The 19,300-nt window shown below is 37.6% G+C and carries 12 protein-coding genes; 2 read left to right on the top strand and 10 right to left on the bottom strand.

Annotation, left to right across the window (positions count from 1 at the left end; genetic code table 11):
• The first annotated feature begins 1 nt into the window (after nucleotide 1).
• The gene (locus IV514_RS00830) at nucleotides 2–2,128 is read left to right on the top strand and encodes a transglutaminase domain-containing protein (RefSeq protein ID WP_206483025.1); all 2,127 of its coding nucleotides are present in this window, start codon (nucleotides 2–4) and stop codon (nucleotides 2,126–2,128) included.
• Between the two features lie 56 nt (nucleotides 2,129–2,184).
• Here IV514_RS00830 and IV514_RS00825 read toward each other — a convergent pair whose 3' ends face one another.
• From IV514_RS00825 to IV514_RS00795, 7 genes are all read right to left on the bottom strand, one after another.
• Entirely contained in the window at nucleotides 2,185–3,030 is an 846-nt protein-coding gene (locus tag IV514_RS00825; RefSeq protein WP_206483024.1) for a MurR/RpiR family transcriptional regulator, read from the bottom strand.
• 155 nt (nucleotides 3,031–3,185) lie between these two features.
• A complete protein-coding gene (gene pbp4b, locus IV514_RS00820) occupies nucleotides 3,186–5,633 on the bottom strand; it encodes a penicillin binding protein PBP4B (protein WP_206483023.1) in 2,448 nt (815 codons plus the stop codon).
• Between the two features lie 120 nt (nucleotides 5,634–5,753).
• Complete coding sequence (locus tag IV514_RS00815; RefSeq protein WP_206483022.1) at nucleotides 5,754–8,687, bottom strand: TonB-dependent receptor; 2,934 nt, start codon at nucleotides 8,685–8,687, stop codon at nucleotides 5,754–5,756.
• 491 nt (nucleotides 8,688–9,178) lie between these two features.
• Nucleotides 9,179–10,507 (bottom strand): HipA domain-containing protein, encoded by a 1,329-nt coding sequence (locus IV514_RS00810; protein WP_206483021.1) that lies wholly within the window; start codon nucleotides 10,505–10,507, stop codon nucleotides 9,179–9,181.
• Nucleotides 10,508–10,509: 2 nt separating this feature from the next.
• Nucleotides 10,510–10,800: a helix-turn-helix domain-containing protein gene (locus IV514_RS00805; RefSeq protein ID WP_206483020.1), complete on the bottom strand. Its 291-nt coding sequence runs from the start codon at nucleotides 10,798–10,800 to the stop codon at nucleotides 10,510–10,512.
• Between the two features lie 512 nt (nucleotides 10,801–11,312).
• A complete protein-coding gene (locus IV514_RS00800; protein ID WP_206483019.1) occupies nucleotides 11,313–11,636 on the bottom strand; it encodes a hypothetical protein in 324 nt (107 codons plus the stop codon).
• A 170-nt stretch (nucleotides 11,637–11,806) separates the two neighbouring features.
• Nucleotides 11,807–13,129, bottom strand: coding sequence for a tyrosine-type recombinase/integrase (locus IV514_RS00795; RefSeq protein ID WP_206483018.1), 1,323 nt, complete (start codon nucleotides 13,127–13,129; stop codon nucleotides 11,807–11,809).
• A 327-nt stretch (nucleotides 13,130–13,456) separates the two neighbouring features.
• Between IV514_RS00795 and IV514_RS00790 the strand changes: the two genes are divergently transcribed.
• On the top strand, nucleotides 13,457–14,671 hold the full coding sequence (locus tag IV514_RS00790; RefSeq protein ID WP_206483017.1) for a hypothetical protein: 1,215 nt from the start codon (nucleotides 13,457–13,459) through the stop codon (nucleotides 14,669–14,671).
• Between the two features lie 2 nt (nucleotides 14,672–14,673).
• Here the strand turns inward: IV514_RS00790 and IV514_RS00785 are convergent, their stop codons facing one another.
• From IV514_RS00785 to IV514_RS00775, 3 genes are read right to left on the bottom strand one after another with little or no spacing between them, the layout of a single operon-like run.
• Nucleotides 14,674–15,588 carry a hypothetical protein gene (locus IV514_RS00785; RefSeq protein WP_206483016.1) on the bottom strand — a complete coding sequence of 305 codons (915 nt, stop codon included), beginning with the start codon at nucleotides 15,586–15,588 and terminating at the stop codon, nucleotides 14,674–14,676.
• Between the two features lie 17 nt (nucleotides 15,589–15,605).
• On the bottom strand, nucleotides 15,606–17,492 hold the full coding sequence (locus IV514_RS00780) for an N-6 DNA methylase (protein ID WP_206483015.1): 1,887 nt from the start codon (nucleotides 17,490–17,492) through the stop codon (nucleotides 15,606–15,608).
• Nucleotides 17,485–19,299, bottom strand: coding sequence for an AAA family ATPase (locus IV514_RS00775; protein ID WP_206483014.1), 1,815 nt, complete (start codon nucleotides 19,297–19,299; stop codon nucleotides 17,485–17,487). The genes IV514_RS00780 and IV514_RS00775 overlap by 8 nt, the downstream gene beginning before the upstream one ends.
• Nucleotide 19,300 lies beyond the last annotated feature (1 nt).

Raw genomic sequence — 19,300 nt, 5'->3', positions numbered from 1 at the left:
TATGAACCGTGTCATTATTATCCTCATCGCCTTGCTACTAGTTGCCTGCGAAGAACAACAACCAACTGACTATTCAACGCAACTTACTAGTATTAAGCAGGATATTGATAACGGTCATTTTTCCCGTGCAACACAAGCATTAAACACTTTATTGACTCAACAAGGCTTAACAGCTGATCAGACAAAAAATGCATCGTTTGAATTAGAACGCATGAAACGAATCGAGAAAGATTTCAGCGCCAGTTTTGACGATGTCAGCGCCTATATCAAACGTTATGCAACAGGCGTTACCGACCAGCAGATTAAGACATGGGATCAAGCTGGCGAGTTGGAGTTTCGCGTCATTGATAATCAGCGTCGTTACTTCAAAAGCGCTGGTTATAACCTGTTTCAGTTAAATGACGATGCACTGCGCCTACGCAAAGATTACCAACGATTTACTGCTCGGGCGCCACTGTATGACACCAATCGACATCATGTGGCCGTGATTGATCAATCATTAGCAACGGGTAACACCGCAGTGTTACCTCAAACATTTCGTATTAAGTACTCACTAACCGTTGATGCCAATGCAGTGCCCGCTGGCGAGAAAGTGAAAGCATGGCTACCTTTCCCTCGAGAAATTGCTAATCGACAAACCAATATTACGCTTATTGCCAGCTCACATGACGAGCCAATCATCGCGCCAAATGACAACTTACAGCGTACGGTTTACATGGAAGCAACGGCAATTGCCAATAAAGAAACTGAATTTTGGATCGAGTATCAATACCAAACCAACGCAATCAACCACAATATTGATGCCAATAAAGTTACAGCGCTCACCGAAATACCTGAATCACTGAAGCCATTTGTTGCTCAGCGAAGTCCACACGTTGTTTTTACACCTGAATTAGTTACATTAAACCAATCAATTGTCGGCGATGAAACTAACCCTTATAAGATTGCCCAAAAGCTTTTTGCTTATGTTGATCAAATCAAATGGGGAACCGCTTTAGAATATTCAACCATACGTAATTTAAGCATGCGGGCATTCACCGCGCCTTATGCCGATTGTGGTCAACAAACCCTGTTATTGATCACTTTACTACGCATGAACGGTATCCCGGCAAAATGGCAATCTGGCTGGGAATTTTCAAATAATCAATTTGATACCATGCATGATTGGGGCATGGTTTACTTTGAACCTTATGGTTGGGTGCCAATGGATGTTACCCACGGCCAACTGAGCAGCACAGACAAACGATTAACTTGGTTTTATCTCGGCGGCATTGATAGCTATCGCTTAATTTTTAACGATGATTACTCCCAGCCGTTTTATCCGAAAAAACAACATGTACGCTCTGAAACCGTTGATTCTCAGCGAGGTGAAGTGGAATGGTCCGGTGGAAACCTTTATTTTGATCAGTGGCACTACGATATGCAATGGCAAGTGGTTAAAGAACAACAACCAGCTTTTTCACTTGATCAAATCGATGCACAGCAAGCGGTATTAGTGATCACCGATGATGAGTCAGCCATTCAAGGGCAGTTATCGCGTTTTGAAAAAAAAGACGGGCAATGGCAGCAAGTTGCTGAGCCTCATGCAATTGTCGTTGGTCGTACAGGGTTAGCCTGGGGCATAGGCTTACATCCCCAGCAGCCCGGTAAGCAAAAACAAGAAGGCGATGGAAAAGCCCCCGCAGGTATTTTCGAACTCACAGGAGCCTTCGGCTATCTTGATAATCTGTCGACTCAGCTTGAATATTCTCCCATGAATGAAAACAACTTTTGTATCGATGTCAGAGGTTCACAGTATTATAACCAAACAGTTGATGCTGCAATTGTTGGTAACGATGCGATACAAGGCTCCAGTGAGCCAATGCGCCGAGATATTCATAGTAATGACCATCTATACAAAAAAGGTATTTTTGTTGCCCATAATCCCCGTAATATTTCAGATCAAGGCAGCTGTATCTTCTTACACCTTTGGCGCGATAACAACAAACCAACAGCTGGCTGCACTGCCATGTCAGAGCAAGACATAGATGAATTACTGGCTTGGCTAGATGAAAAGCAATCACCCATTATCATCGCGTTAACCAAACAAGATTATCAGTTGTTTAAGACGAAATGGAAATTACCTTAGGGCATGTTGATCTTTCAAGTTTGTTTTGCAGCAAAGAGAAAACCGCCCTAGGAACATCAATCTGATTTATGCACTAACGCGGTGATTTCGAGCTCTAGTGCATAAATCAAATTGATCAAGCATGTTTCAGCCTGAAGTTTACCTAGCTTAGAATCATTATCAGTGACCACCCACTGTAATTGATGATGGGTGACGGCGTATAACTGAGAATCACCGAAGCGGTTAAGTAGTAAGTTATAAACACCCTGACGCCAAAGCGTATTCACCATCGAGACAAGCGAATTAGAGAACTCATCATCTTCAACAATCAACAGCACATCACCAGAGGTTAATTGCTGTAACTTCGACAGCTCATGAGGCATGTCTGAACGAATAATACGACAATATTTACCAAGGTCTAACAATTGCTCCATTAAACCTTCTATCGGACCAATACCAAAGCTGGTCGCGACAATAAATACTTTATTCACCTTTAATAACGCCTGAGCAAAGTCAGTAATCACCCCTTGCTCATTGATTGATTCACAATGTGTTAACGATTCATTAATGGCATTGCGAATAGTGCTTAAATGGCAAACGGATAAGGCATCATTCGCTAACTGAGGACTTGTTGCCGACATATTGCCTGCTTGCTCTTTCACCACCGACTCATTAATCGCCATTTTTAAATCGGGATAGCCTTTATAGCCCAACTTTTGGCTAAATTTAACAATGCTCGACTGGCTAACATTAATGGCAGTAGCCAACTGCTGTGACGAGTAATCGCGCATAAATTGAGAATTTTCTATGACAAAATCTGCAATTCGCCTTTCATTAGCAGAAAAACTGTCACGCAATGCGCGCATTTTTAATAAGCAGGACACAATATCTAGACCTTTGAAATCAAAGTTTTTTAGTTTCATTTTGCTAAAGCCTAATTCTATCTGCGAAAAAAGAAAAGCGATATATTCCCTTTTGCCCACAAACAACTAACACATAAATAACATTTGGCTAACAAAACAGATGAAAAATTACTACTTTGTCGATTATATACTGTTCTATGTGCTAATTGTTTCTCTTAAAAATCTTTATTTAATACCGCTTCGTAAATTAACGACATCACACTGCCATAATTACCAGTTTCAAAGTCTTTACCTAAAAACTTGTAGTTACGCTCATCCCCTTCAATTGGAGTATGGCGTGCATTAGTGAGTAAAATGATCCCTAAATCATGAGCAGGGTCGATTAAGGTTACCGTGCCTGTCCAGCCCGTATGGCCATAAGCTAAACTACTGGCATAAGGACCAAAAAACGATTTAAAATCACCATGATTGGCTCTGCGCCAACCTAAACCATAACTGCCAGCGTTTTCCTCCGGTTTGGTAAATTGATCCAGTACCTTTTGCGAGAAAAAGTATTTATCACCATAGCCACCACCGTTTAACAGGGTTTGCAATAACACCGATAAATCACTGGCGTTAGCAAACAAGCCAGCGTGTCCGGCAACCCCTTCCATCGAGTAAAATGCTTTTTCATCATGCACTTCACCCTGAAGTACATACTCACGCACATTCGGATAAGAGAAGCGACAACCTCTGGTGGTGCCATCAATCTCGGTTGCAGCAAATTCCGATTTCATTCGACCTTTTTTCAGAGGGTTAAATAAAATGTTGTTCAGCCCTAATTCCTGATAAATAAAACGTTCGGTATACACATCTAACGGCATACCGGTAATGCGCTCTATCAGGGTGCCGAGCAACATAAAATCCGTATCGCTATACATACGTTTAGTTTGTTTACCCACGGCAAATGGCACCTGCGTTAAAATTAGCTGCTGTGTTCGCGCTTTATCCTGTGAGAAAAAGCGTTTACCTAAACGGTTATCTTCGCTAAAAAAACGTACCTGCGGGGCATAGCCAGCATGGTGAGTTAATAAATCTTTGACTGTGCGTACTTCTCTACCGCCTCCTTGATACTCTGGCAGATAATGGGCAACAGGTTTAGTCACATCTAACTTACCTTGCTCAACTAGCATCATCAGCGCAAAGTTAGTGGCGTACATTTTGGTGTTAGAAGCTAAATCGAATAAGGTATCGCGAGTCATTTTTTCAGGCGTCTCTAGCAATACACCGCCACTGGCATATTTTCTTGCGCTGCCATAGGCGCTGTGTTTTATTACCTTTCCGTCTTTGATCACCAACAACACAGCACCAGGAAAACCATTGTCTATGTCTTGATTAATCAGCTGATCAACTTTCGCAAAACCTTTACTAAGCGCTTTATTCGTTTGCTTGGTGTTTAGTTCAGGGTAAGGGATGACAATATTGATACTTGCACCCGCAGGTTGCACATTATCAACTCGCAGCGTATTTAAACCATTTTTTGTTCTGCGCGCCAAGCTGTATTGGTATGCGGTATTTGCTTTTAGTTCAGCAGCAATATTTAATCGCTGGCCATTAACAAAAATATCAGCCGATAGCGCATCAATATTTTCAATGATGATCTCGCCTCGACCTTGGTGCGATTTAAACGTTGTTCTGTCATTGACTAGTGCTCTTTTATTGCGCTTAACTGCCGGAAATGTTTGATCAACTTGCCCGCGCTTAAATGCAAGCTCTGGCGTAGGCTCGGGTGTTAATTCTTGTTGATATCTTTGCATTAAACGGCTGAAACGTTCGGGGAAATATTTTTTCAGTAACGCAAAAATGGTTGCTGATGTTTTTGCATCTACCTTCCCGTTTACCTGCCAAGGTAAAAAGTGCATTTGAAATGCCGACAGAGTATCAAGCGTTTGGTTATCGAGTATGCCTGTTTCAATAATGTGATAACCATAACTATTTAACGCGCTTTGCACTAAGCCAATATTCGGTAAATGCTGACTAAATTGTTGCCATAGTTCATCGACATCTTGCTTTTCATACCAAGCGCCAATTCCTGCTTTATATAACTGATACCATGGAAAACGTGGGCCGGGATCATTTTTTCGTGTTGGTGTGATATCCGCATGGCCAATCACTTGCGTAGGACCAATATCAGGGTTTCTCGCTAAAATATCTTTTGATAATTCAATTAGTAACTGTATCTGCTCTGGATCATAGTCAGGGAAAAAACAGTGACGGCTATCACCATTTTCTTGATCTTTTTCGACTTCTGTTGCTGTATCTAGTCGCTTACATTTTGGAATATTAACAATTTCAATACCGATAGATTGATCATTTAAGTCTTGTCGCCCTTGCCAATAACTATTACCTGCATGCCAAGCACGATCATTCTCATCCACCAATTGATAAATTTTTAACTCCCCCTGATAAGTATCATCATCATTTTCAGGGAGCAGGTAATGTGAACTGACATAGCCTTTTTCAACTAGGGCTTTAACCGAACGTTGATAATTAATCGCCGTGTAATGCATCACTAAAAATTTAATGCGCTTACTGTAATTTTCTGAGGGGAGTTGCTCTATGGGTAAATGAGTACAACTCATCAACAACAAAACAACAGCAAATAAAAAAGACTTTTTAATCATAACAACAAGCAACAGACCAAAGATTTAATAACATTAAATAATCAACTGAGTAATTCACTATGTAATGCCATCAAGAAAAATCCCCGCCTAAGCGGGGATTAACTTATGCTTTACCGCTAATTAAAAACCGACGCTAAAAGACAGCTGTAAGCGACGCGCATTAATTAAATTGCGTGCTTCGCCAAATGTCTCACTACTAACGTATGGGTTGTAGTTATAGCCTGTTTGTCTATCGAACACGTTAAACAAATCGGCACGGAACTTCAGTGTATAGTTATCAAATACTTGGAAGTCTTGAGTGTAATTTAAATCAAGCTGCCAGTGGCTGGCTTCACGACGACTACCTGCAGGTTCTGCATAACGAATAGTACTGCTACTGTAGCCGTAGACACTACCATCCCATGCTTCCCAAACATCACCCGACTGATAAACAAAGTAAGCACCAAGGTTGGCTTCCCAATCAAGCGTATAGTAACCATAGGCTTTTAATACGTGCGGTTTATCACCATTAAGCTTACCGTATTTACCATCCCATAATTGACGACCTTTGCCATCCGCTAAGTTAGACGAACCGATAAACAAGTTACCATCACTACTGCCACTGGTAATATCTTGATCATAGTTACCATAGTAATGACTCCAGGTGTAAGAAACATTGGCATAGAAACGGTCAGTATTGTATTCAGCTTCGATACTTGCTTCCCAGTATTTATTCTTCGCATCATCAAGCTCAGCAATAACATAAGAAGAACCACCGACTTCAGCGCGATAATCGGCTAACTCCGGAATATATTCCCCTTTGGCTGCAATATGCGCTGGTACGCCACCAAAAGGACCGTATTCGCCGTATAAGCGAGAACCATTCCATGTATCTTCCCAAGGATGCTGTAAAGTACGGTGACGGATATGACCACGTAAGAATAACTCATCAGACACTGACTTAGTCGCCCCTATGGTGTACTCGTCCATTCGTTTGGCTTTCATACCTTTTTGGAAGAATTTACCCGATGAACCACTTGCCGGAATATTATCGATATAGTCACCATTTTCATCAAACAAGACATTTATCGACTTACGCGAGTTTCGTGCCCAAGAGGCTGCACGCGCTAATGAACTAGCTTCAGGGTTATAGCTAGCAAAATTGGCAAAAAAGCTGGCATCTTCCGCATAATTCCAAGTAATACCTAAGCGAGGCTGGATCATGTCTTTAAACGGAATTTCATGCATTTTATATTTATGACCTAATGAAATCTCATAGCCAGAAACATTATTTGCATTAGCTTTTAAATCTTGGCCGTAAAGCACATCTTTACTGACCAATACACCAATATTATAGACAAAGTCACCGTGTTCAATGGTATCGTGGATCTCAAAATTATATGATTCACTTGATGAATTGATGGCAGAAACTGACTGACCAGATGCCCCTAAACTCATTTGTTGGATGCTGGCAGCATAATACACCGGCACATCACCTTCGTAATCATCAAAGCCTTCACCACCAATATATGAAACAAAGCCCCAACCATTTGATGTTCGACTTAGGACTTCTTTTCCTTCAGACCACTTAAAACCAAAGTGTAGATAATGAATCATATCGCCAGCATCTAATTCATGCTCTAGGTTTAATTCAAAGCTATCACGATAAAAATTTTGCTCATTTATGGTTGAATGACCACCAATAACCCCACCGCCGTGTTTCATGCCGTCATCACCAATATAGCCATATTGATCAATCAACATTTGCGCCGTAGCATTATCATAATTCTCGTTATCTTCTTTTAAGTCAGGTACTCGGAATGAACCAATTTGATCCAACTGACTTAAAGGTAAAGAATCCCCTAGGTTTGGCATCACACTTGGGAACATTGTGTCTGGTCCCGAGGTGGTTTCATAATCATACTCACTATACTTAAAACTAAGGCTTGTGGTGTCATTAATAATATAATCCCCCTCAAGCAATAAAATATTTTGCGTAGCATCAGAACCTTGTGATGTACTATCTGTATCTAAAGAGCCGACAGATAAACCTCGACCGTCTCTATCGGAAGTACGATAGCTAAGATCTAATAATAAATCTTCTATTGGCGCCCAAGTGAGTTTCCCGAAATATTCTTCACGAACGCTCTCATAATCTTTCGCCGGTCCATAAGCGGTTTCTTTATTCACTCGTGTGGTTTCTGGACGATAATAAGAACCATAGAAGAATAATTCATCTTCAATAATTGGCCCACTGGCGTTTAATGATAGCCAAGACTTGTCTAAGGTATATTGAGCTAATTCTTTATCTTCAATATCGCGATCGGCAACAAAGTTTTTGTTTTGAATTTTATATTCCATGTTGGCATGAAATTCATTAGTACCTGATTTTGATTTTGAATTAACGGAAAAACCACCTGAACGGTTAAAACCAATCGCTTTAGCACCACCGCGATCCATAGAGACATGGGCAATGTCATGAGTGGAAGGTTCAGCTGATAAATTACCAAACATTGGTAAAGACACATCGACGCCATCAAAACCATATTTATTATCACGGCCCGAACCACCGGCATTAACACCTAACGTACCATTTTCTGAATATTGTACACCTGGCACTAACTTCATCATGTCTCTGAAATCTTGACCAACAGGCAACGATTCCACAACATCAGCGCCAATTGAGTTAGTTAAGGCTGAATCACCCTCACGGACAATTGCAGAACCTGTTACTAAAATTCTTTCAACATTACCTTCTGCTAAGGCAATATTCACATTGGATGTTTGATCTAAATAAACTCTTACCTGACGTTTATGTGTTGTACCATCTTTTGCTTTAAAGGTAAGTTCATATTGACCTGGAAGGAGAGCTGGTAAGCTATAGCTACCATCTGCGCGCGAGATTGCTCGACGAGGTTTAGGCATTACATTACTTGTTGCAACTACTTCAACACCTTCAATAGAGGCATTACTTGCACCCGCTAATATTTTACCTTTTATATCTGTTGCAGCATTAACACTGGTGATCGTACCAACGCCTAAAGCCAAACAGAGCGCCAATTTACTTAATTTCATAATAATATCTCTACCCTATGTTTTTTTATAATTAATTTCCCTGACCCCTTGTAGTGCTAATCAACCAAACTTTACCGGTTAATGCAGGTAAGCAACGTTTTTGTTCATTCCATTTTGCAAAAAATTTATTATGGCTAAATAAGCATCAATATTTAATGTATCAGAAATCACAACAATGTAAATAATAAATTATTCCATTTTGAATATTTAGGAATAAAGTATTAGTTTATAATTAATAATAGATTCGCTTATAACACGCGCATACCTTAGTAACGCTATGCTGCTATTAAAAAATTTGGATGGTAACTAAACTGACAGGTGAAATTATTTCAACTGTCTAGACAATGAAACTTACAGACATTTTCAATCACTTTTTATTTCCCTTGTTAACAAAAAATTTACAAAGGAATAAATTATTACTTACTGAAAGATAGGTAAAAAGCGATAGAATAGCGTAGGTAAACCTTAACGACATCTATCAGTTTATTACTTTAAACATCAATTGTCGGAATTAGTGAAACTTGTGAACTCAAATGCCGTACTTTAGATAAAATATTATCTTTCATTCTGCCTAGGTATGCTTCTTCCTCTTTATTGAACTTATTCAATTCAATTAAAGCTCGCATAAACGATTCTTCAGCTAGAGTAGAAAATACTTTTTTCAATAATTCGGCAAGCAATCTGGATAGTAACTTTTTATCTATATCACAAGTTTCTGCAAAGTCGGCCAATTGATAAGCATTGATATCAATTGGATCAAATTCGTCGCCCATTGCCATTGCTAGGACATGCTTGAATTGCCGGAACATGGCAATATTCACCAGATCATAAGCAGGGGTGAAACTACTATTATCCTTACCCCAAAACAGTGACACGTTTTTTCCATGACTATCATAATTACTAATAATTAAGTTAAATAATTGCCAATTAATTAGCCATTGTGCACTTTTAGCAGGGGAAGACATTGATTTGCTAAATTCAAATAACTTAGGGAGGCTTGCGCCATCTCGAATATGTTGAACATCTCTTCCGTCACCTAAGTTTCGCTCATATTTGTAGTCTCTTGGTAAATTCAACGCTTGGCAGCCATCAATAACATGACGTCTCATTACTTTGTTGGAGTCGACAACATATTTGCGGTCAAATCGTTTAACGATGAGCGCTGGGTGCGTTCCAAAATGTCTATACTCAACATCAGCAGTTGGCAATCCAACCGCACTAGAGAGCTTCATACAAAAGAATTCGTTCAAGACAAGATTAGGACAGTTTCTCTTTTCAAACTTTAAAATATGGGTAGAGCAGAGTGAGCCATCACCAAAGCCAATATTGCCTTTCTCATCAATAAAAACATTTAATTTATCTTGAACTCCGGCCACGCTGAGACGTGGCTTATCATCCCATGTGAGTAAGCCAAATTCTTCTTTATTGTCGAGTCTTGTAATTAACTCTTCTTCTTCAAGTATTCTAAAAGATGGCTGGTTTTGTTCTTCTTCTGATGACGGTAAAAATGTTACAGCGCCGGCTAAGTCATTTCCTATGGCTCGAACTTGTGAATAAACATTTTTCTCTAAAACACCCAAATTTTCAGCCAATAGCTTTCTTGCTTCACCTTCAGGCAAGGCATTATCTAGAAAGTTGTAAGCGACTTCTGGTGAGTGTTGATTATCCAGTGGTAAATGGGGAGAGATAGCAAATCCTTCGTTTTGCCACCGCGGTGAATAACTAAGTTTTAATAAGTTGGTCGTGTTATCTAAAGATAAATTACCAATTGCTTGACCAGCGTATTTAATGTCTAGCCTGTATTCTTTTGCTTTTGTCATAACTACACCCACTCATTGTGAGATGATGACATCTTTTCTAAAGGGGTTAGTTCTTTAGAGGTTAGCTTAATACCTAGTCCGTTTAAAACTGAAAATACCGCTGATAAAGTGCAGTTAGCGTTACCATTTTCAATGCGTGATAGAGTATTTATACCGACTCCACATAGCGCTGCACAGTCTGCTAATTTTAAGCCGAGTTCCGTTCTCTTTGCTTTGATGAGTTGGCCTAGAACTTCTGCACTATCTATGTATGCTGAGCTAGGCATGTCTGAAACTTTAACTCGATTAGCCATATTGATTAGCACTCTATTATTCACCATTAATAGTGATTATATTGGTAAATATAATATAATCAACCAAATATTCACCATTATTAGTGAAATAAATTATACAATAACCATACAGGATCAATATTCACCTTTACTGATGAATATAACTTTTTATAGCATCCATTCAACAATTGCTCACTATTACTGATGAATTTCACCTTTTACTGACAACAAAAAACCTCGCAAAAGCGAGGTGTTTTAAACATTAAGATATAGCAACGAATAACTTCATATTTTATTTGATGTTCTGGATCTATCCGGTGGGGAATGGAAATATTCGCAAATTTTCCAATAATTTATTTCGATGGTAAATTGTAGAACGCTTCACATTGTGTACCAATTCGACAATTTTAAATACAATTTCACTTCATTTACTCGATTGTGAGTGTAAACCAAATTCTGAATGAATGCCAGAAACTCGCTTAAAGAATCTGCAAAAATGGTGGTTTTTATATCTGCTAGCTAAATTTCATACGTTAGGAATTTTCATTATTTAGATTATCGAGTGCCGCTATGACCTCGTCATAGTCAATATCTAATTGACTGCTGTAATTTATGCTCAAATAATTATGCTTATACTTGATGTCGGAGATCTGAATAAAATCTTTATTCCTTACTACTTCTTGATCCAGTTTACGCATAAACCAGCAACTTACTGTGTATTCCCAACCATTAAAAATTGAAATTGCTCTAAAGCCATCAGAAGGAAATAGTTGCATAAATTCATCGTGATATTCCAACATAAGCTTTTTAAGTCGTCGCTTCTGTTTTACTTGCTCTAAATGCTCGATTTTAGGCATAAGTTAAGTTTCGTTAATCAGGAATAAATTCGATTATGGTCTTGATGTTGTAGGATTTCAAAATAGAAATGTAGAAGTTTATTAATACTGTTATTTGTCTCTACATTCTATTTTTACAAACTTATTGTTTGTAGGTGTTGGTAAGATAGTTCTTACGCAATTTAATGGGTTTATGCCGCTTGTTTGTTAGGTAACACTATCTCCTTGATCAACTCGACCTTACGTTCATATTTTTTGATGTCTGATTCAAGCCTCGTGAGTGGCATCACTATCTTTGACATCATTTTATAAACTTTTTTACGCTCACTTTGGCGTGTAGAAAGGTCGTATACCTTTTTACCTTTACGCTTCTTGTGATTCAGACACCGTTCCGTTACGTCATCCGATGCTTCATTATCACTCGCACTCGTTTTGAATGTGCGACGCAAATCATGTACAGTAAATTTTTGTACGTTAGCTTTGCCTAGCGGGTTATCAATTGTTACGGAATGCGTTTTATACTGACCAAAAAATTTGCTCAGCATATGATTTAAGGTGCTCTCTGAAAGGTGCCCAGATTTTGAGTTACCTTTTGTTGGGAACATATACGGATTTCCACTTTTAGAGCGAGCCTTTAATACCCAAAACAGGTTCATTACCCGATTGGGAACATCAATAATTAGCCTATCTTCACCCATTTTGGTTGGATAAACCGTCCACTCCTTTCTTTCGAAATCAAAATCAGTCCATTTGGACTTTAATAACTCAGATTTACGCGAGCCAAAAATAAGATATAAAGCAATTGCAATTTTATTGTCCAACGTGGCCTGTTGAGGATATTGCTCAAACACTTCGAATATTTTACTTATTTCTCGCTCCGATAAATGAACATTCCGTGACTTAGGGGATCCTCCAGCATGCTGTTCAACATCTAAATGATCGGCAATATTTTCTATCGTAAAACGGTGTATATGGGCATATTTAAAAATACTTCTCAGATAATACAAGCCCTTATTTGCAATACTGCTATAACCTGTATCAGCGACTGCTTTGATAGCATCTTCGACATCTTTTCTTGTTAGATCATAAAGCAGTTTCTCCCCTATATTTTCGGCGAAATACTCACTATAGATCTTTTGCTGTTTCTCATATTTGTATTTCGAAATGTTCAGGTAAACGTTGTGCAACTGATTTAAAGTAAAAACATTTACATGATCCCGCTCTAATGGATTTTGGCCAGCCGCAACAGCTCGTTGTACTTCTACAGATTTGTCGATAGCACCTTGATAGTCCATTAAATAAGGGTTCTTCTTACCGTAAGCTGCAACCTTTTTCTCATAGCGCTTTTTCTTATATTGAACTCTTACGAACCAAGAGCCAATTTTTGGACTAGTCACCTTTAAATACAAATTAGCAGCAACGTAGTAAATGCCCCGTTTTCCTTTGTCGATAAACGACTCAATAGCTTCCTCTTTATGAATTTTTTTCTTTTTAGACTTTTTCTTTTCTGCCATTTTAACCTCTCTTAATAATCAAATCATTGGCAGAAATATGACAACATAGAGTGGTTAAAATCTCAAATAGCAGCCTAGTATAATTTGCTGTTTTTTATGGTTAATTTCAAAGGAATATTAGGTGGTATAAATATTATTAGATTGGGCTAATATCTTTAGCAATCTAAGCAATTTGAATAGAGTGGATTAAAAGTTCAGCAGTTCTTCTGATAATAATGAGATTGTTGAAAATGCATTTTTAACTTCATGATTTAATTGAATGGAACTATTTCTTATCAATACGTTATTATATCGGTTCAAGCAAAGTAGTGTTCACAGGGATATGAATTGGCAGTGTTAGATTTTCAAGAAAGAGTGTTGTCAGGAATAGGTAAAATACCATTCCAAGAAATGGCTAAGGCAGGGATAGACTCTGATGAGATAAAGAAGCAAATAATCACAATATTGAATCCATTTTTCGAAAATGAAAACTTGCTAAACGATTTTGCTCTAGATTCGCTTCCTCCTGAAGCCGATAATTGTATGTTGCTAAAGCAAAACCCTAACAGTTTTGCACTATTCAAAAATGTTCTAGAAATTTATAGAGATGCGAAAAAGACTAACCCTGAAGCGTGTTACGAAGCTTGTGCAGCGATGGAGTTTGAAGTATCTGAAGGGTTAAAGATTTACTGGAGTACTGTTCATGCGGAAGCTAGCAAGGATGATTTAGGGTTATCAGACTTTGCATTCGAGTCCTTTCGACAGATAGGTACCATTATCGAAGCATGCATTCAGCCAATTTTAAAAGAGCTTCGCTTTATTCTAAAAGTCAGCCGTAACAAAGAGTTTGATTTTACTAAAGGAGTTGAGTTTGGAGGAATAGTCGATGAGTTAAAAAGCTCGGACAAGTTATCGAGACATTTAACCTTCACAAAAGATGATATCTTGCTAAATCAAGTGAGAAACATAGCGCAACATTTAAATTTTCAGATCCAGCAAAATATGATCAATGTGTCATATAAAAATGGCGAAAAAAAAGCGTCACTTTCCAGAGGTGAGTTGGATAATTTGCTTGAAGATATCTTATCTACGTTTAACGCGGTCAGATTAGCGAGAGTAATTTTCAATGTTGATAACATTTTAGGTATTTCAAATTACATAAACACTCGCAGGGAGCACAGAGATGACCAAATATTGTTTTCAATTATTTCTGGGTTAATGGCAAAAGGATATCAATGTAGTTCATTAGTTACGCAGTCAGAATATATTCAGATTGAATTAATCGAACAGCAAACTCCAACGCGTAAAAGGGCTTTGGCAGCGATGCATTATTTAAGTAATGTATGGAAATATAGTCAAAAAGATAGATTAAAGTTCTCGTATTTAGATAAAGCAGGGGCATATCTAGTTGAAAGTATTTTGGATAAAGAATCAGGTTTAAAGCTAATAAATAAAGAAATTTCGGTTGAGGATTTATTTAGGAACTTATCAATAAAAGAAACTCATACCAAAATTAGCATCTTTACGAGAGTATTTAACTGGCTAAAAAGTATTTGGAGCTGAGACTAAATTTTATAGCTCAAGAAGGCATCTCTTATTCTTTGCTTATTAGAATATTTGTCAACACACATGTAGCCTTGGCTTTCTAACTTAAGCCATAGCTCAATTGCTGAGTTCAACCCAAAGTTGTTTTCTTCAGGAGAAACATCTTGAAGGTATTTTCTGGGTGTTTCCAAAAACTCATCGACGTACCAAGCTTCGCTTAACTCAAAGCAAAAACTAGCAAGATCAAATTCATATTCAGGTAGGCATTCTCCAGAAGAAAATTTTGTAAGCCACGAATTGTTACACGTTTTACCAACTAGCCAAATATCATTATTCATAGCTATCGATGCACAAGCTGCATAGTAGCCTCGGCATCTCCAGTATGTATGAACCCAGCCGCCTAGAACGTGCAGTCTATTTACAGGTTTTTCGTTTATTTGACCAATGTTTTCTAGAATAACTATAGCGGAAGTGTAACTATCTAAAGGGACCGAGTTGTCGGGTCTTAAAGCATATCCGGAAAGCTCATTTCCTGTAGATTTAAGAGTATTTATAAACTGGATACACTTCTGTGGATTTTTATAAAAATGATGAACTTTGTAAACCTCTTCAGATGCGCCATGCAGCCATTCTAAGTTAATACCAAACAGCTCTGCTGCATCACGTAGTATCTCCTCAGTTATTTTTTCTATTAACTTATCAGACGAAGAGCAATCAGCTATGGATAAACCATGTCCGAAGAAGCCTGAAATTTGGCTTCTTGAAACACCATGAGACTCAAACAATTTAAGAAATCGTTCAGCAGGGCACTTAATAGATTCAACTTGTTCTTTTTTTTTGCCTTGCTGCTTTTTCCAAACAGCAAAGGCTGTATAAATAGCAATTAGTCCAGATACAATACCGATTAATGAGTTAGTGTCCGACAACCAGTTCATGTTTCCCCCAACATAACCTAACGCTTTAGAGCTTTTTCGACAATTGAATTACTCGTAACGCTATCAAGACTATCAGTAAAATTGAGTAATAGACGTTGAATTGCAGACTTGTTCTCTTCTAACGTCGTAAACCAATTGCTCAGCTCAACTTGTTGTTCAAATGTAGGCAATGACACCTCAAGGCTTTTTAGCCTCTCTATGGCAATAAACTTCTGAGCTGTACCTCTAGAGAGTTTATTCAATTCCAAACACTTTAAAACATGGGCAAGATAAGGAGTATAGATAACGTTTGGCTCTTTAACCTCTAAGCTTAAAGCATTGCTTGTTAGCCAGTAGGGTGTCAAAGAAAAGTGAATATTGCCACAATGTGTACCAACCTTACCTATAATAATCGTATCACGACTTCTGTTGGATTCGTGGTAGTAACCAATAATTCCATTTCCACCGTAAACGGGGAAGCTTCCAGTTGTTGAAACTTCTGACTTATTTAGGTTATTGCCCGTTTTAATGTTTGAAATGCTGCCGATAGTAACCTTATTTATATATTCGACGTCAAATTCTTTGGTAATAGTATCAAAGTGATTATCCAACAACTTATTTAAAGATAACTGCTCATTTTTTAATGAACTTACAATTTCAGACTTTCTATACTTAAAGCTGCTTTCTTCTTTTTGTGGTAGCGAGAGTAATAGGTTAAATGAACTATCATCGAAAATCTCTTGTTTAGAGATCAAACAGGAATTCGGGGTATTCTTTCTTGAACTAAATAAAGACGTAAATTCTTGAAAGTCGTCTTCATTGATAGAGCTTCGCTTGTTTGATGGTCTCGCATTTTGAAGCTCATAATACCAAATATCTTCGCTAGGAGACTGATTGCTGAAAAATAAAACACTTGCTTTACCGCCTTTGTAAGAATCTAACATCCCCTTGGGTATACTGAGAATTGAATGTAAATCGAACTCAGTTAATAGTTTTTTTCTCAAATATTCGACCCAATGCCCCTTTTTAAACAATATACTGTCAGGAACAATGACAGCCGCTTTTCCTCCTCGTTGGAGCTTTCGCATTATTATGTCAAGAAACATCTCCTCTAAGCTGGATGCTTGTCCAAGCTGGAAATAATCATATTTATTTATGTCATTCACTTTTCCAAAAGGAATTCCGGACAGTATATAATCAAATCGCCTATCATCCTGTTCAAGTAAAGAATCCTTAAGTGAAATATTACTGACGGTAACATCGTTAAGTAATAAATTTAGAGTTCCTACCAAGTGAGCAAAAGGAGAAATATCGTTTCCAACGATATTGTTAAATTTATGATTTGAACTAGAGCTTTCTTCTAGTAACTTGTTGGCTTCAATTAAAAAACGTCCAGTCCCCATAGCAGGATCAAAAATAGATGGAGAGCCTTTCAGTTCCATAACAGTAACAATCGCTTTTACTACTGAACTAGGGGTGTGATAAACACCAGAGGAAACTGAACCAATTATCATATTGGTAATTAGTTTGTCGTATGCAAATGCTAAATTATCGTTGATTTCTATTTGGCTAAGTAGCTCTACAACAACTCTAAATATCTTATTGGAGCGCAACTTAAAAGGAATTGAATCAAATATTTCCTCTATATTTTTATATTCAAAAAACAAGTTATTTGAACTTCTATTTATAGCATTTGAAAAAACATCTCTTATGTGAGAGAAGTTTCTAACACTTTGAGCCTGCCAAAACTCATCAAAATAATATTGGCTATCAAGAAGCTCCCCTTTAAATTCGCGTTGATTAATAACGCAATGAAATAAGAGAAGTAACGATAATTGTTCCATTGCGTCTATAGCATTGTTTACGCCAGAGTCTTTCCTAATATACTCGGCAACTTTAAAAAGCTTATCTTCATTATTATTCATTGTTTGCTACCAAATACATGTACATTTTTTCAATGTCACTACTGATCTCTTCACGAGGGATCTTTTCAACATATGACCGACAAGTGTCAACACAGAACAATTTATCTTCTTTACTTATAAATGGGTCGACAGTTTTCTTTATTAGCTCGGAAGGTAAAGTTGCAAGATTATTATTAAAAGCTCCTTTAATTCCCAAATCACCATTCTCTTTTTCTTTTAGTTGGCAGGCAGGTGCTAATTGCTCATTTATCTTATCTATATTACTTTCTAATGCGGTAAATGAGAGTAGGTAGTGTTTAATTTCCCTTCTCCACCAAGATAATAAATGGCACTTTTTAAGGGGGGTCGTTGAGCTAACTTTGATACCATTTACATTGAAGGGTCTAGCTGCATTTTTAGTATCTATACTAGCAAGAGCAAGTTCATCTCTATCACAAATCATAAATGCCTGCTGAGTACTTCCTTTAGATTTATATAAAAATCTACAAAAATTGATGCACCAATTTATCTTTGTGTCTGCAAAGTTATCATTTTGAGCACCATTGAAGCTCGAAGGTATTCCTACACAAATAAAATCTGAAAAGAATTCAGTTAGCTCTTTTTGCTTTTCCTCGTTTACAGCCAACTTTCTATAAACAAGTAACTTAAAAATTTCCCAATCATTCACGCAATCCATTATTACAACATTTTTATACATAGAAACGACTTTGTACAAAACTGCCTCAATATCAGATAAAGTCTCTAATCGCTTTACCAGATTCAGTGGATCTTCTGACGGCTTGACCTTCCCATTTTCTACTACTCTAATTCGTTTTACACCAGCCTTAGAAATAGAGTCTAATAAATGGGTTGTAGAAATTACTCTACCTTGGGCGTCGTTAAATATGGTCCATAACTTATCAATATTTTCATAGTGAAGATGAGAATCTGCTTCATCTAGTAAGAAAATAGTATTGTTTGTGTCGAACAGGTCAATTAGCGCGTTAAGAAACAGTAATTGGTACTCACCGTCACTCAATTCTTCTAAGCTTAGAACTTTATCCTGCGTGCCTTCAATCTGTTTAACAAATGTTAAATTACACGATTCTTTAACAATAAAATAATCATTGTCTGCTGCTTGTGTGAAAAACATAATAGTTGAATCAAAAGGAGCATCGGTATCTCTTTCAAAAGAGATATCGGCTAACGATTCTTGAGTAAGTTCAATAGATGTTTGTTTGAGAGGCTCCTCGAAGTCATACGAATTATCTATTAAGGTCTTAATAAAGTTATATAGCGTTTGGTGATAGGCTTTATTTGTAACAACATCAACTTTACCGTTGGCCTCATCAACTAATTCACCTTTAACTAATTCAACATATTGCTGCCCAACTTTTACTTGAAAAGACAACTTTGTAGACAAATCCTCATCCAATTCGCTTTCAATGACATAATTGTTTTGTTTTAGAAAGCTACGGACAAGCCCTTCTGGTTTCGTTGTAGACGCTAAGAATATTAATAATTTTGACCATATTTTGTCGTAATAAAAGCAGTCTAGATTTAAAGCATTCTTCTTAAAGCGCTCACTGTTAAGGTGTTCGCCAAAGTCTTTTGAATAACTCTCATTCTGTCCAGAGGAGAAACAGACAATCTTATAATCTTGATATCGAGTGCTTGCTGGCTTCAGTTTTTCATCAAATATTGATTTTAGAATTGATGATTTACCAGAGCCGTTTCCACCAATAAAAGTAGCGATTTTATCAAACTCTAAAACCTGTTCTTCAGTGTGCAGCACATTGCCCGGTAAGGGTAAAGAAATCGCTGTCATT

It is taken from the genome of Thalassotalea sp. G2M2-11 (genome assembly GCF_017168195.1).
Taxonomy (GTDB): domain Bacteria; phylum Pseudomonadota; class Gammaproteobacteria; order Enterobacterales; family Alteromonadaceae; genus Thalassotalea_E.
This window is presented reverse-complemented; position numbering and strand designations above follow the sequence as displayed.